Annotated in this window: 10 protein-coding genes; 6 read left to right on the forward strand and 4 right to left on the reverse strand. The window is 73.5% G+C overall.

The genetic code is table 11. The features are described 5' to 3' along the window. Window positions 1-17: 17 nt before the first annotated feature. The 3 genes from FRAEUI1C_RS04165 to FRAEUI1C_RS04175 form a co-directional block, all read right to left on the reverse strand. Window positions 18-866 (reverse strand): class I SAM-dependent methyltransferase, encoded by an 849-nt coding sequence (locus FRAEUI1C_RS04165; RefSeq protein WP_157734810.1) that lies wholly within the window; start codon window positions 864-866, stop codon window positions 18-20. A 95-nt stretch (window positions 867-961) separates the two neighbouring features. Then, window positions 962-1,753 (reverse strand): leucyl/phenylalanyl-tRNA--protein transferase, encoded by a 792-nt coding sequence (gene aat, locus FRAEUI1C_RS04170; RefSeq protein WP_013422030.1) that lies wholly within the window; start codon window positions 1,751-1,753, stop codon window positions 962-964. Further along, window positions 1,750-4,035, reverse strand: a complete 2,286-nt coding sequence (locus FRAEUI1C_RS04175; protein WP_013422031.1) for a putative bifunctional diguanylate cyclase/phosphodiesterase — start codon at window positions 4,033-4,035, stop codon at window positions 1,750-1,752. The genes aat and FRAEUI1C_RS04175 overlap by 4 nt, the downstream gene beginning before the upstream one ends. Before the next feature lie 636 nt (window positions 4,036-4,671). Here FRAEUI1C_RS04175 and FRAEUI1C_RS04180 point away from each other — a divergent pair. The 6 genes from FRAEUI1C_RS04180 (at window position 4,672) to FRAEUI1C_RS04205 (ending at window position 12,760) form a co-directional block, all read left to right on the forward strand. Then, on the forward strand, window positions 4,672-5,544 hold the full coding sequence (locus FRAEUI1C_RS04180) for an LLM class F420-dependent oxidoreductase (RefSeq protein WP_013422032.1): 873 nt from the start codon (window positions 4,672-4,674) through the stop codon (window positions 5,542-5,544). A 254-nt stretch (window positions 5,545-5,798) separates the two neighbouring features. Further along, window positions 5,799-7,226 carry an MFS transporter gene (locus FRAEUI1C_RS04185; protein ID WP_232425292.1) on the forward strand — a complete coding sequence of 476 codons (1,428 nt, stop codon included), beginning with the start codon at window positions 5,799-5,801 and terminating at the stop codon, window positions 7,224-7,226. A 249-nt stretch (window positions 7,227-7,475) separates the two neighbouring features. Next, window positions 7,476-8,381, forward strand: coding sequence for a response regulator transcription factor (locus FRAEUI1C_RS04190; RefSeq protein WP_013422034.1), 906 nt, complete (start codon window positions 7,476-7,478; stop codon window positions 8,379-8,381). Between the two features lie 7 nt (window positions 8,382-8,388). Further along, complete coding sequence (locus tag FRAEUI1C_RS04195; RefSeq protein WP_013422035.1) at window positions 8,389-9,807, forward strand: sensor histidine kinase; 1,419 nt, start codon at window positions 8,389-8,391, stop codon at window positions 9,805-9,807. Window positions 9,808-9,993: 186 nt separating this feature from the next. Further along, on the forward strand, window positions 9,994-11,631 hold the full coding sequence (locus FRAEUI1C_RS04200; protein ID WP_013422036.1) for an esterase-like activity of phytase family protein: 1,638 nt from the start codon (window positions 9,994-9,996) through the stop codon (window positions 11,629-11,631). A 106-nt stretch (window positions 11,632-11,737) separates the two neighbouring features. Then, window positions 11,738-12,760: a TAXI family TRAP transporter solute-binding subunit gene (locus FRAEUI1C_RS04205; protein WP_013422037.1), complete on the forward strand. Its 1,023-nt coding sequence runs from the start codon at window positions 11,738-11,740 to the stop codon at window positions 12,758-12,760. 24 nt (window positions 12,761-12,784) lie between these two features. Here the strand turns inward: FRAEUI1C_RS04205 and FRAEUI1C_RS04210 are convergent, their stop codons facing one another. After that, window positions 12,785-14,035: a multidrug effflux MFS transporter gene (locus tag FRAEUI1C_RS04210; protein ID WP_013422038.1), complete on the reverse strand. Its 1,251-nt coding sequence runs from the start codon at window positions 14,033-14,035 to the stop codon at window positions 12,785-12,787. Window positions 14,036-14,087 lie beyond the last annotated feature (52 nt).

Consider the following 14,087-nt stretch of genomic DNA (forward strand, 5'->3'; position numbering starts at 1 on the left):
TGACGCGCGGCGCCAGGCTACTTCTTGCGCAGGATCATCGCCAGGTTCCAGGTGACGATCTCACGCAGGCCCGGGATCCGCAGGATCGCCCGGCCCCAGTCGGGCAGGTAGCGCGGCATCGCGTCGACGATCTCGACGTCCATCCGGGTCTTCGCCCACGCCAGGGCGTCGGTGACGTAGACCGGGAAGAGGCTGCTGCCGTAGACGTTCTTCGGCGGGTGCCCGCGCAGGCGCTCGAACCGGGCCGCGGCGCGGTGGCCGCCGAGGTAGTGCCAGGGCGCGGTCTCGTGCCCGCCCCAGGGCGACAGCCACGAGGTGTAGCTCAGGAAGATCAGCCCGCCCGGCTTGGTGATCCGGACCAGCTCGCCGCACATCTTCCACGGGTCCGGCACGTGCTCCAGCACGTTGGACGTGTAGGTCAGGTCGATCGAGCCGGTGCGGAACGGCATCTCCAGCGCGCTGCCGCGGACCCGGCCCGGGACCTCGATGCCGGCCGCGCCCATCTCCGAGACGTCGGGCTCGACCCAGTAGTAGCTGGCACCGGCGGCCCTGAAGGCCGACCGGAAGTAGCCAGGGCCGCCGCCGACGTCGAGGACGAGCTTGCCGGCGATCGACGTGTAGCGCTCCAGCTGGCGGACCGAGTCGGCCGCGATCAGCGAGTAGAAGCCGGCCGGGTCCACCGGCTCCTTGCGGTGGGCCAGCAGGAGCTTGGCCGACCGCTGCAGCCCCCAGCCGGGGTAGGGCAGGGCGACGACCGGCGGGTCCTCCGGCGTGACCTGGGGCTTCAGCTCGGCGGCGGCGCCGGCCTCCTCGACCGGGGCGGCCGAAGCCGCGCCGGACCATGCAACGGGCACCGTCTCAGGCATGCGGGCGACGATAACACCGCTTCTGTGTACGGTTCCTGGCCGGTTACCCCAGGGCGCCGACATGATCGTCTCCGTGGTCGCCGCGCGGGAGGGCGTCAGCCGTCGGCGGCGGTGGCGGGCGCCAGCCGGCTGACGGGGAGCCGGTCGGTGACCAGCCGGACGTCGTCGTCCCGGACGGTGCGCAGGGCCGCGAGGTAGTCGGCGCGGGCGATCTCGACGGCGCCGAGGGTGCGCAGGTGGTCGGTGGCCAGCTGGACGTCGTGCAGCCGCCCGCCCGCGGCGGCGAACCGCGCGTCCAGGTCCAGCAGTGCCACCTTGGACGCGTCGGTGCGGGCGTGGAACATCGACTCACCGACGTAGACGCCGCCGACGAGGATGCCGAACACCCCGCCGGCGAGCTCGTCGCCGTCCCAGACCTCCAGGCTGTGCGCCCAGCCAAGCGCATGGAGCCGGGCGTAGCCGGCCCGCAGCTCGTCGGTGATCCAGACCTCGGTGCCGGTCCGCCGGCAGCGTTCGACCACCTCGTCGAACCGCAGGTCCAGCGTGGTCGTCCAGCCGCAGGACCGGACCCGCCGGCGCAGCGAGCGGCTCGCCCGCACCGCCCCGGCGGGGATCACGGCCCGCGGGTCGGGGCACCACCACGGCAGCTCGGACATCCGGTGGCGCCGGCGCAGCAGCTGCGCGAGCCGGGGCGGCACCCCGGGGGGCAGGTCCTCGCTCGGCGGGGGGAGCGGCCACGGGAAGACGCCGGCCCGGTACGCGCCGATCAGCGCCGCCGGAGTGGGCCCACCGCCGACCACGACCGGGCCGTCCGGCGGGCCCGTGGCCAGCGGCAGCGTGTCCCACCAGCTCGGGGCGGGCGGGCTCGGGCGCGCGGTCAGGCTCACCGGTGCGCGGCCGCCGGCCCACGGCCCGGGACGTCCGAGAGCAGCGGGGTGATGTCGACGGCCGGGCTCGGCTCGCCGATCAGGAAGCCCTGCGCCAGGTCGCAGCCGAACTCGCGCAGGAGGTCCAGCGCCCGCCCGGTCTCGACGCCCTCGGCCACCACCCGCAGCCCGAGCTGGTGCGCGAGGTCGATCGTCGAGCTGACGATCTTGCGGGCCACGTCGTCGCACTCCAGCCGGCTGACGAACGACCGGTCGAGCTTGAGCACGTCGACGGGGAAGTCGCCGCCCAGGTAGCCGAGCGTCGAGTAGCCGGTGCCGTAGTCGTCCAGCGCGATGCCGACGCCCTGGTCGTGCAGCTGGCGCAGGACGGCGGCGGCCCGGCTCCGGTCGAGCATCAGCGTCGTCTCGGTCAGCTCCAGCTCCAGGGCGTCGGCGGCCAGCCCGTGGCGGGCGAGCACGCCTTCGACGTGACGCGGGAACGTGGCGTCGAGCAGGTCGGTGGCGGAGATGTTCACCGCCGCGGTGACGTCCAGGCCGACCTCCCGCCAGCACGCCAGCTGGGTGCAGGCCCGCTCCAGCACCGCGGTGGTCAGCGAGCTCATCAGCCCCGCGTGCTCGGCCAGTGGCACGAACGACGCCGGGGTGAGCAGGCCGCGCTCTGGGTGCCGCCAGCGGGCCAGCGCCTCCACCGAACGGACCCGGCCGGTGGCGATCTCCACCTTCGGCTGATAGTGCGCCTCGATCTGGTGCTCCCCGATCCCGACCCGCAGCGACTCGGTCATGGTGAACTCAAGCAGCGGGTCGAGGGCTTCCCGGGGGTCGAAGTGCTCGACGCCGGTGTGGTGGCGCTTCGCCGTGTACATCGCGATGTCGGCCCGGGCGAGCAGCTCGTCGGCGTTCGCCGCCTGTTCCGGGTAGATGGCCGTGCCGATGCTGGCCGTGACCGCCACCGTCAGCACGTCGACCTGGAAGACGTCGGCCAGCGCGGCGCGCACCCGGTCGGCGACCAGCTGGGCGCCCACGCAGTCGGTCCGTTCCAGCAGCACGGCGAACTCGTCGCCGCCGAGCCGGGCCAGCGTGTCCCCGGGCCGCAGCGCCGTGGCGATCCGGGCGCTCACCTCGGCGAGCAGCTGGTCGCCGACCCGGTGGCCGAGCGAGTCGTTCACCAGCTTGAACCGGTCGAGGTCGAGCAGCAGCAGGGCGAGCGGGTGACCCGTGGTGTCGGCCGCGGCGATCGCCGCGCGCAGCCGTTCGTCCAGGCCGCGCCGGTTGAGCTGGTGGGTCAGGTGGTCGGTGTGGGCCTGTTCCTTGGACTCGGCCAGCCGCTGGACCTCCAGGATGCTGAACCCCGCGCGCCCGAGGCCGGTCACGAGCGTCGCGGCCGCGAGAACCACCGTGTACAGCGGCAGCCGCTCGGTCGCGCCCGCCACCAGGATGCCGATCGCGGTGAGCGTGAGGACCGACGGGACGATCATGACGGGCCAGCCGTTGGCCCGCACCCTGGGCGCCCGCGGCTGGCGCTGCCAGGCCGCGAAGGTCAGCATCAGCGCGGACAGCGCCCAGAAGGTGTCGGGCGGCCCGCCAGGGGAGAAGCCGCCGGAGCCCGTCGCGCTCGACGCCATCGTCGCGTCGGCGGCGACGAAGCACAGCAGGCCGCAGCCGAGCAGCCACCACACCCGCCCCGCCCGCCGGCCCAGCACGCCGAAGACGCTCACGACCATCAGCACCAGCAGCAGGTCCGCGAGCGGGTAGACCAGCGCGAGCACGACCTGGCCAGGGCTGAGCGCCGGGTCGTGGTGCTCGACCGCCTCCTTGAGCGCGCCGGCGAGCGCGGCGAACCCGAGCAGCCCGATGGCGCTGTCGAACAGCACGCTCAGCGGCAGCCGCAGCACCCGGTGGCGCAGCAGGAGCAGGACCGAGGCGTAGCAGGCGGGGTAGAAGGCCAGCCAGCCGACGTCGGCGACCGAGGGGGACATCGCCACCTGCTGGCCGGCGCGCAGGTGCTCGGTGAGGCTGTACGCCAGCGTCGCGGCGCCGTAGCAGGCGAGGCCGCCGCCGAGGACGGCCCAGGGCAGCCGGTCGCCCCGGACGAGGACCGCCCGCGCGACGCAGAACCCGGCGGCGGCCAGGGTGAACGTGTCGCGCAGCGGCCACGCGACCGCCGTCAGGGTGGAGGACCCGGCGAAGGAGGCGACGGCCAGCAGCCCGACCGCGAGGACCATGAGGAGCTGGGCGACCCGGATCAGCCGGTACCGGCGCGACGGGGGCCCGACGGGAATCATTCGGGGTGCCCGCCGTCGTCCGTGCTCCGGTCGCGCCGACAGCCGGCGCGCCGCGGACAGCGCGGGTTGGGTGCGCCGGGCCGGCGGCCCGTCCCGGAGGCACCGGACCTCGGGCCGGCGCCCGACACGTGGCGCTGGACCTGCTGGCGGACCCGGTTCGACATGCCCTAATTGTCGCCCATTCCGATTCGTTCCAAGCCGCTGGTGTTTCTCTGGCGACGCCGGTCTGTGCCGGTGTTGGGATCGGCCTTCTTCGGCTGAACCGGGCGTCCTTCAGCCGTCGCGCCGGGCGTCGTCGCGTCGCCGCATCGGTCGCGCCCGAGGCATAGGTTGGGAGCGGAGACCACGTAACGCGGCCGGACCGTTCCGTCTCGACACCCGCCTCACCACGACACCTGCCTCGCAGGACGTCCGGCGTGCCGCGGCACCGCCGCGCGACGACGCCCGTCGTCGCGACACAGCGCGGTGTGGGCGGTGCGGACCGCCGGCCCCGGCGCGTGGGAATTCCGCGGCTTGTTCATGGTGTTCTTTGCCGAGTACCCCGAGTAACCGATTTCGTTTTGCTTGTGAGTACTTGGTGAGGTGCGTTACTCAACCAGCGACTTAGGTCGCAACCGATGGGAAGGGCCACGCGCGGTGCGAATTGGACTCCAGATTCCCGACTTCACCTGGCCCGGCGGCCCGGCGCGCCTCGGCGCCGACCTCGCCGAGATCGCCAGGACGGCCGACGCGGCCGGCTTCGACAAGCTCGCCGTGATGGATCACTTCTTCCAGATCGCGTTCGTCGGCCCGCCGGAGAACGACATGCTCGAGGCCTACACCACGCTGGGCTACCTGGCCGCGATCACCGAGCGGGTCAAGCTGCTCACCCTGGTGACCGGCGCCGTCTACCGGCATCCGGGCGTGCTGGCGAAGACGATCACGACGCTGGACGTGCTGTCCGGGGGCCGGGCCTGGCTCGGCGTCGGCGCTGCCTGGAACGACGAGGAGTCCGTGGCCCTCGGCATCCCGTTCCCACCGGTCGCCGAGCGGTTCGAGCGGCTGGAGGAGACCCTCCAGATCTGCCTGAAGATGTGGTCGGACGACGACAGCCCCTACACCGGCACGCACTTCCAGCTGACCCGGCCGCTGAACTCCCCGCAGAACCTCACCCGCCCGCACCCGCCGATCATGATCGGGGGTGGCGGCGAGAAGAAGACGCTGCGGCTGGTGGCCAAGTACGCCCAGGCCTGCAACCTGTTCGCCGGTCCCGACCTGGCCCACAAGCTGGACGTCCTGCGCGAGCACTGCGAGCGCGAGGGCCGGGACTACGACGAGATCACCAAGACCTCCTACTTCGAGTTCGACCCGGGCGAGGACGGCAAGAACGTCGGTGCGATCCTCGCCGAGCTGGAGCGGCTCGCGTCCCTCGGGATCCAGGAGGTCATCGGCCGGGTCGTCGACGTCTCGAAGATCCGCCCCCTGGAGATCGTCGGCTCCCAGGTGATCCCGCAGGTCGCCGATCTCTAGGGCGTAGCGGCCGGAACGGGCGCTAAGCGCCCGCCGGCCGCTCCGCCGCTTCGGGCGCCAAGCGCCCTCACCAAGCTGGTTCGAGGTGGGCGACGAGAGCGGGGGCGGCGCTGGTCCAGGGTCGGGATCTTGGCCGAGTTTTGGTCAGGTGCTCGTCTGCCTGGTGCCGGTCCGCTCGGTTACGTGGCTGGTTTGGTGGGGGACGTGGCCGGAAGGGACGGTTCCGCGGCGCAGGGGTCCGGCATGCTGGAATCGTGACCTCGGTGCCCGGAGAGACCCAGGAAGCGCGGGACCAGCAGCCGCGGGCGCCGGCGTCGGCGGAGCTGGCCGGCGGGTGGCGGGGCCGGCTGCCGCATCGGGCCTGGCTGGTGGCCGCGGTGACGTTCGTGGCGCTGGTCGGCGCCGCGGGCTTCCGGGCGGTGCCCAGCGTCTTCATCCTTCCGCTGCAGGACGAGTTCGGCTGGTCCCGGGCGACCATCTCGTCGGCCGTGTCGGTCAACCTCGTGCTGTACGGCCTGACCGCTCCGTTCGCCGCCGCGCTGATGGAGCGGTTCGGCATCCGGCGGGTGGTTTCGGTCGCGCTGCTGCTCGTCGCCACCGGCAGCGGGCTGACGGTGTTCATGACGTCCACCTGGCAGCTGATCGCCTGCTGGGGTGTGCTGGTCGGGCTCGGTACCGGCTCGATGGCGCTCGTGTTCGCCGCGACCGTGGCCGGCCGCTGGTTCGAGCGGCGGCGCGGCCTCGTCGTCGGCGTGCTCACGGCGGGTGGCGCGACCGGGCAGCTGATCTTCCTGCCGGGCCTGGCCGCGCTCGTCGACCGGTACGGCTGGCGGACGGCGGCGCTGGTGGTGACGGTGGCCGCCGCCGCCGTCGTGCCGCTCGTGCTGGTCGGCATCCGGGACTATCCCGGCGACGTCGGTCTTCGGCCCTACGGCGCCCGGCCGGAACCGGACGGGGCCCAGCTGGCCGCCGTCCGCCCGCCGGACGGAGCGCGTGAGGCCTCGGCCGCCGCGGCGGCGGGCGCGGCGGTGTCCGGGCTTCTCGGGGTGCTGCGCGACCGGGCGTTCTGGGCACTCGCCGGCGGTTTCTTCATCTGCGGCCTCAGTACCAACGGGCTGGTGGGCACCCACTTCGTCCCGGCCGCGCACGACCACGGGCTGCCCGAGGTCACGGCGGCCAGCCTGCTCGCCGTCGTCGGCGTGTTCGACATCGTCGGGACGGTCGCCTCGGGCTGGCTCACCGACCGCTTCGACAGCCGCCACCTGCTCGTCATGTACTACGCGCTGCGTGGCTGTGGGCTCGCCGGGCTCCCGTTGCTGCTCTCGTCCCGGCTGCACCCGAGCATGATCGCCTTTGTCGTCGTCTACGGGCTGGACTGGGTGGCGACGGTGCCGCCGACGATCTCGCTGTGCCGGTCGGCGTTCGGGGAGCGCGCGCCGGTGGTGTTCGGCTGGGTGTTCGCGTCCCACCAGCTCGGCGCGGCGGTCGCGGCCATCGCGGCCGGCTGGGTGCGCGGCGCGACCGGCACCTACACCGCGGCCTGGTACGGCGCGGCCTTCCTGTGCCTGCTGGCGGCCTTCCTGTCGGCGACCGTCCCCGACTCCCGCTCGACCTCCACCCCTGGCCGCCGGCGCGGGCGCCGGATCGCCGTCGACGCGCCGCTGCCCGCCCCCGGTACCTAGCCGACAGGCCTGGTGGAGCAGTTGCCGGTGTGTGGCGGCGCCCGGTGGGCAGGTAATCCTGGGTTCGCCCCGATCTGGGCCGGTTGCCGGCTTGCGGTGGGGCGCGATCTGTGGGAGATCCAGAGCGGACCGGGCCGGAGTGCTAGCTTGTCGGGCGAGACGGGCGGCGCGACGGTGGGCCGGTCGGTGGGGTGATGCCAGGAGGTTGACCGCGCCACGACGGCGCGTCGCAGCCGGACGGGAGTGCCCATGCGGCTGTTGATCGTGGAGGACGACGACCGGGTCGCCGCGGCCCTGTCGGGCGTGCTGGGCCGCCACGGCTTCGACATCGTGCGAGCCAGGACGGCCGCCCGCGCGCTGGACCTGATGCACACCCGGCCCGACCTGGTGCTGCTCGACCTGGGCCTGCCCGACCGGGACGGCTTCGAGGTGTGCAGCCGGATCCGCAAGGTCTCCAACACTCCGGTGATCATGGTGACGGCGCGTTCCGACCTGTCGGCGCGCATCCATGGCCTCTACCTCGGGGCCGACGACTACATCGTCAAGCCCTACGACCTGCGGGAGCTGATCGCCCGCATCCACGCGGTCGTCCGCCGCTCCCGGCCCGACCCGCTCGCCTCCGCCGACGGCGAGGCCGGTGCGCCGGCCGCTGGCGGAGGCCGGGCCGACGGGCTCGCGGGAGAGAACGCCGGCGACGTCCCCGGCGCCGCGGCGGTCGGCCGGGTGGTCGAGACCCGTGGCCTGCGCATCCACCTGGACGGCCGCGAGGTGACGGCAGGGGACGGGCGGGTCCTCGCGCTGACCCGCAAGGAGTTCGACCTGCTCGCCGAGCTGGCCCGGGCGCCGGGTGTGGTGTTCCGGCGGGAGCAGCTGATCAGCGAGGTGTGGGGCTCGTCGGTCCAGTCGGCCTCGCGCACCCTGGAGGTGCACGTCGCGTCGCTGCGGGCGAAGCTCGGCGATCCGTTCGTCGTCCAGACGGTGCGCGGGGTCGGGTATCGGCTCTCGGCGGCGGGGGCTCCCGCGCCGCCGCCGCTCGGCGGCGACGGTGCCGCGGTGGGCGACGCGGCCGCGGTGCATGACGGCGCGGACGACGACGGCGTGGACGCGAGCGTGACCGAGCTCGCCACCGCGGCGAAACGACGACGGCGAGCCTGAGCGAGCGGTGCGTGCCCGGCTGCTCGTGATCCTCCTGGCGCTGATGGCGACGGCGTTGGTCGTGCTCGGCGTGCCACTCGCGCGCAGCATGGCCGAGGGCCTGCAGCAGGACATGTTCTTCGACCGGCTCGGTGACACGAGCCGGTTCGCCGGTCTGGCCGGCCAGAACCCCGGTCCGGACGGCAACCGGACGCTGACCGACGAGCTGGTGCGCTACGACCAGGTGTACGGCATCACGGCCGTCGTCTACGGCCGCGACTCCTCCGTCCGGGCCGCGTCCCGCCAGACCGTCCCGGCCACCGACCCGCGGGTGCGCCAGCAGCTGAACGCGGCGCTGCGCGGGCGCGGCGGCGAGGATCCCGCGCAGATCTGGCCCTGGCAGGACCGGCCGCTGGTGATCGCCGAGCCGGTGCTGTCCGGCGGCGACGTGATCGGTGCCGCGCTGACCGTCTCACCGACCGGCCGGCTGCGCGGCGAGGAGCTGCGCCGCTGGCTGCTGCTCGGGCTGGGGGAGCTGGCGGCGCTGCTGCTGTGCGTCGCGGTCGCGCTGCGGCTGACCCGCTGGGTGCTGGCCCCGATCAACAGCCTGGACGCGGTGACGCACGCCATCGCCACGGGCCAGCTGTCGACCCGCGTCTCCGAGCGGGTCGGACCGCCGGAGCTGCGCCGGCTGGCGACGGCGTTCAACGAGATGGCCGACCACGTCCAGGAGGTCATCTCCCAGCAGCGGGCGTTCGTCGCGGACGCGTCCCACCAGCTGCGCAACCCGCTGTCCGCGCTGCTGCTGCGGATCGAGAACATCGGCCTGGGCCTGCCGGCCGAATGGCTCGACGAGCTGGAGGAGACCCGGACGGAGGGACGGCGGCTGACCGAGGTGCTGGACGAGCTGCTCGCGCTGGCCCAGGCCGAGCACGCGGCGGCCCGCCCGGCGGCGTTCGACGTGGTCGCGATGACCAGGGAGCGGCTCGCCGCCTGGCGGCTGGTCGCGGCGACCCGGCAGATCGCGCTCGCCCAGGCCGGGCTGTCCGAGGCGATGGGCTACGCCGACCGGACGGCGCTCGGCAGCGCGCTGGACGCCGTCGTCGACAACGCGATCAAGTTCTCGCCGACGGCGTCGACCGTCGAGGTGATCGTCACCCGGGCCGCCGACGCGATCCGGATCGTCCTCCGCGACCAGGGTCCCGGCGTCGCGGAGGACGAGCTGCCCGTCGTCGGTCGCCGGTTCTGGCGAAGTCCCCGCAACGTGAACGTCGGCGGCTCCGGCCTGGGTCTCAGCATCGCCAGCACGCTGCTGGGCGCCTCCGGTGGCGCCCTCTCGGTGGCCCTCGCCGAGCCCACCGGCCTCGCGGTGACACTGAGCGTGCCGCGGCGCCCGGCCGCTGACCTCGCCACGCCGCCCCAGCCGGCCAAGGTGCCGGCCTCCTGAGCCGGCCGCCTCAGCCCGCGCCCTGAGCCGGCCACCTGAGCCGGCCTCCGGGCGGTCGCCGCGGGGAGACTCGTGGGGCCGGGTTCACTGCCGCTCCATGTCCGCGACCGGAGACCGCCATCGGCGCGATGAAGGCTGCCCTACGGCGTGCCGCCCGGCACGCGTCGGGGACATTTGGGGGTCCTTGTGAACCGCCTTCGCATCATCTCGGCCGCGGCCGGGGCGATCGCCCTCACGCTGCTGGGCGCGGGAACCGCCCAGGCCGGCGGGCGTGGCCCAGCTCTGTCGGCCCGTGGCGACAGCTACGGCGTCCAGAGCGGCGGCACGCTCACCGTCCACGGCGGCGCCGGCGTGCTCCGCAACGACAGCGGCAGCCCACTGACGATCGTCGCGAACACCCGGCCGGCGAACGGCACGGTCTCGCTGCGCCGCGACGGCACGTTCGACTACAAGCCGAACGCCGGCTTCACCGGCACGGACACCTTCACCTACACGATCAGCGACGCCGTCCAGGAATGGGACACGACGCTGAAGCCGCTGGCGACGATCGGCGGAGTGACGATCACGGGTGGCGCCTACGGCTCGTCGCTCTACCCCGCGCCAGGCCAGAAGAACGAGTTCTACGGCCTCACCGACCGCGGCCCCAACGTCGACGGGCCGAACGGCACCAAGGTCGAGCCGATCACGACGTTCGACCCGGCGATCGGCCTGTTCAGGTTCGCGGCCGACGGCACGGCGCAGCTGCTGCGCTCCATCCCGCTCAGGGCCGGCGACGGGACCCCGTACAACGGTCAGGTCAACTGCGAGGCCAACACCGGTGAGACCGTCACCGACCTCAACGGCACCGCGCTGCCGTGCAGCGCGACCGGGTACGACTCCGAGGGCCTGGTCGCGCTGCCTGACGGGACGTTCTGGGTCTCCGACGAGTACGGCCCGTACATCACGCATTTCGACCGTAACGGCAAGCAGATCGGCCGGATCTCGCCGTTCGACGGCTCGCTGCCGAGTGAGCTGAAGTTCCGGGTCCCGAACAAGGGCATGGAGGGCCTGACGATCACCCCCGACGGCTCGACGCTCGTGGGCGTCATGCAGTCGGCCCTGCAGACCCCCGACCTGACCGCCAAGCCGGCGAACGTGCCGACCCTGCGCATCGTGACCTACAACCTGCGGACCAGGGCCACCCACGAGTACCTCTACCTGCTCGACGACCCGGCGACCACGGGCAGCGCCGTCAGCGAGATCACCGCGTTGTCGAACAGCACGTTCCTCGTCGACGAGCGAGACGGGAAGGTCGAGCCCGGCGCCTTCAAGAAGCTCTTCAAGATCGACCTGGCCGGCGCCACCGACGTCGGCCCGCACTCGACCGTCGCGGGCGCGACCTATGACGCGGCCAAGGGCGGCCTGCTCGTCGGCACGGCCCAGCGCAGCATCGACGCCACGGTCGGCAAGGCCACCACCGCCGAGGCGGTCACGACGCTCGCCGGCGTCGGCGTCACCCCGGTGGCCAAGGCGCTTGACGTCGACCTCGGCGGCCTGGTCAGCACCCTCGACCCGACCGGCGGCTTCTTCGGCCACGACAAGGTCGAGGGCGTCGCGACCACCGACCACGGCAGAACCGTCGTCGTCAGCAACGACAGCGACTTCGGCATCTCGGGCCTGACGCAGACCGCGACCACGCCGTTCACCCTGCAGGCCAAGATCCTCCCGAACGGCCAGCAGGACGACGGCGGCTTCCTCGCGATCGACACCACCAGGCTGACCGGCACCTACACCAGCACCGCGACGGTCACCATCAAGGTCACGAGCGGCAAGCCGACCAGGTAGGACCCCGCCGGCCCGGGCGAGCTTCCCTCGCCCGGGCCGCGCGGCCGCCGGGCGAGACGGGATCGCGCACCCGGCAAACCTGGACAGCGGGTATGGTCGGGCGGTCATGCGGCGGTTGCGACGCCCGAGCCCGGGCGGCTGGTGGTCGCGCCGCCGTCTGCTCGTCGGCCTGTCGGCGGCCCTCGTGGTGATCGTGGCCATCACCCTCGGGTCCGTGGCCGTGACCCGCAACGGCCAGCAGCGCCAGTACCGTCACGGCACGATCGTCATCCTGACCGGCGCGACCAAGGGCATCTACTACTCCTACGGCGTCGCGCTCGCTGCCGCGATCAACCACCGGCTCGCCGGTGTCGACGCCGAGGCGATGGCGACCACCGCGTCCGTCGACAATGTCCGGCAGGTCGCGTTGTCGCCCAACGTGTTCGCCTTTACGGCGGCCGACGCGGCCTCCGCCGCGGTCGCCGGGCGCGCCCCGTTCGACCGGCCCGAGCCGATCCGGGCGCTGGCCCGGATCTACGACGACTACATGCACCTGGTCGTCCGCGCCGACGGCCCGATCCACACCCTGGCCGACCTGCGGGGCCGGCGCGTCTCGATCGGCTCCGACGGCTCCGGCACCGAGCTCATCTCCGAGCGGATGCTCTCCGTCGCGGGCATCCCGGAGAAGTCGATGACCGTCAGCCGGCTCGGTATCAACGAATCGGTGGCCGCGCTGGAGAACGGTGACCTCGACGCGTTCTTCTGGTCGGGCGGCCTGCCGACCGGCGGGATCACCGACCTGGCCGACGCCACCTCGATCCGCCTGGTCCCGCTCGGCTCGCTGGCCGCGCAGCTGCATGCCCGGTCCGACCCCGCGTACCGCCCCGGCACCATCCTCGCCGACACCTACCGGCTGGCCGGCCCGCCGACCGACACGACCACCGTCGCCGTCCCCGACCTGCTGGTCACCCGGGCCGACACCGACCCTGGCCTCGTCGAGGAGGTCACCCGCGTCCTGTTCGACGCCCGGGCCGAGATCGCCGCGCAGATCCCGGTCGCCAACGCGCTGGACCGTCGCAGCGCCATCGCGACCTTCCCGATCCCGCTGGCCGAGGGCGCCCTGCGGTACTACCGCTCCACCAAGACCTGAGCCACGCCGGCCCGCGCCCGCGCCTCACGAGGCCGAGCGGCCGAGCCCGCCCGCGGGCAGGACCGGCGGCGCGGGGTCGGCCTCCACGGCCTCCTGGGCCGGGACCCGGGCGACGGCGTGGCGGACCAGCAGCGCGGCCGACGCGGTCGCGGCCATCGTCGCGGCCATCGTCAGCGTGGTCACCCCGCCCAGGGAGACCAGCGGGCCGATCAGGCCGCCGAGGCCGAACTGGGACAGGCCCAGCAGGCCGGACACCGCGCCGGCCCGAGTGCCGTGCTTCTCCATCGCCAGCGCGGTCGTGTTCGGCATGATCATCGAAACCGAGGCGACGGTGATCCCCAGCAGTGCCAGCAGCACGGCCAGGGGCAGCCGCAGCGAGGCGGCGAGCGTCATCGCCCAGGTGCTGGCCACCGCGATCGCGAGCCCGATCGAGAGCATCCGGGCCGGCCCGAGCCGCCCGACCAGCAGCATGTTCAGCCGGCTCGCGGCCGCGAGCCCGAGCGCATTGGCCGCGAAGACGAACGAGAACCCCTGCGGCGACAGCCCGTGCCCGTTCTGCATCACGAACGGGCCCATGGAGATGTAGGTGAACAGCATGCCGCCGCCGAGGCCGAGCACGGCGGCGTAGCCGACGGCCCGCCGGTCGCGCAGCACGGTTACCAGCTGGCCGGCGGTGGCCCGGGCCCCGCTGTGCACCCGGCGCGCGGGCGGCAGCGTCTCGGAGATCCCCAACGCCGCGGCCGCGAGCAGGGCGCAGCCGATGAGCGTCAACGCGAGAAAGAGCCCTCGCCACGACGTCACGTGCATCAGCTGCCCCCCGAGCAGCGGCGCCACCACCGGCGCCATCGCCATGACCAGCAGCAGCAGCGAGAACACCCGGGCCGCGGCCGCGGTGTCGAACAGGTCCCGTACGACGGCCCGGGCCACCACGACACCCGCGCCCCCGGCCAGCCCCTGCACCAGCCGCAGCCCGGCCAGCGTCCCGACATCCGGCGCGAACGCGCACGCGACCGACATCACAGCCCAGCAGGCGACACCGGCCAGCAGCGGCCGGCGCCGCCCGAACGCGTCGCTGACGGGCCCGGCGACCAGCTGCCCGACGGCGAGCCCGACCATGCAGGACGTCATCGTCAACTGCCCGAGCGACGCGCTGACGCCCAGGTCCCGGGTCAGGGCGGGCAGGGCCGGCAGGTAGAGGTCCATCGACAGCGGCCCGAACGCGGTCAGCGCGCCGAGGATGACCAGGGTGCGCAGCGGGACGGTACGGTCGGCCATTCTGGGCACCCTTCGGCGCGGGCTGGAATGGTTGGGCGTCTCAGCCTCACCC

The sequence above is a fragment of the Pseudofrankia inefficax genome, assembly GCF_000166135.1.
Taxonomy (GTDB): domain Bacteria; phylum Actinomycetota; class Actinomycetes; order Frankiales; family Frankiaceae; genus Pseudofrankia; species Pseudofrankia inefficax.

Excerpts from the sequence above, each read along its gene's own strand:
- FRAEUI1C_RS04175 (WP_013422031.1), bottom strand. The coding sequence starts at position 4,035 with ATGATTCCCGTCGGGCCCCCGTCGCGCCGGTACCGGCTGATCCGGGTC.
- FRAEUI1C_RS04210 (WP_013422038.1), bottom strand. The coding sequence starts at position 14,035 with ATGGCCGACCGTACCGTCCCGCTGCGCACCCTGGTCATCCTCGGCGCG.
- FRAEUI1C_RS04205 (WP_013422037.1), top strand. The coding sequence starts at position 11,738 with ATGCGGCGGTTGCGACGCCCGAGCCCGGGCGGCTGGTGGTCGCGCCGC.
- FRAEUI1C_RS04190 (WP_013422034.1), top strand. The coding sequence starts at position 7,476 with ATGCGGCTGTTGATCGTGGAGGACGACGACCGGGTCGCCGCGGCCCTG.
- FRAEUI1C_RS04165 (WP_157734810.1), bottom strand. The coding sequence starts at position 866 with ATGCCTGAGACGGTGCCCGTTGCATGGTCCGGCGCGGCTTCGGCCGCC.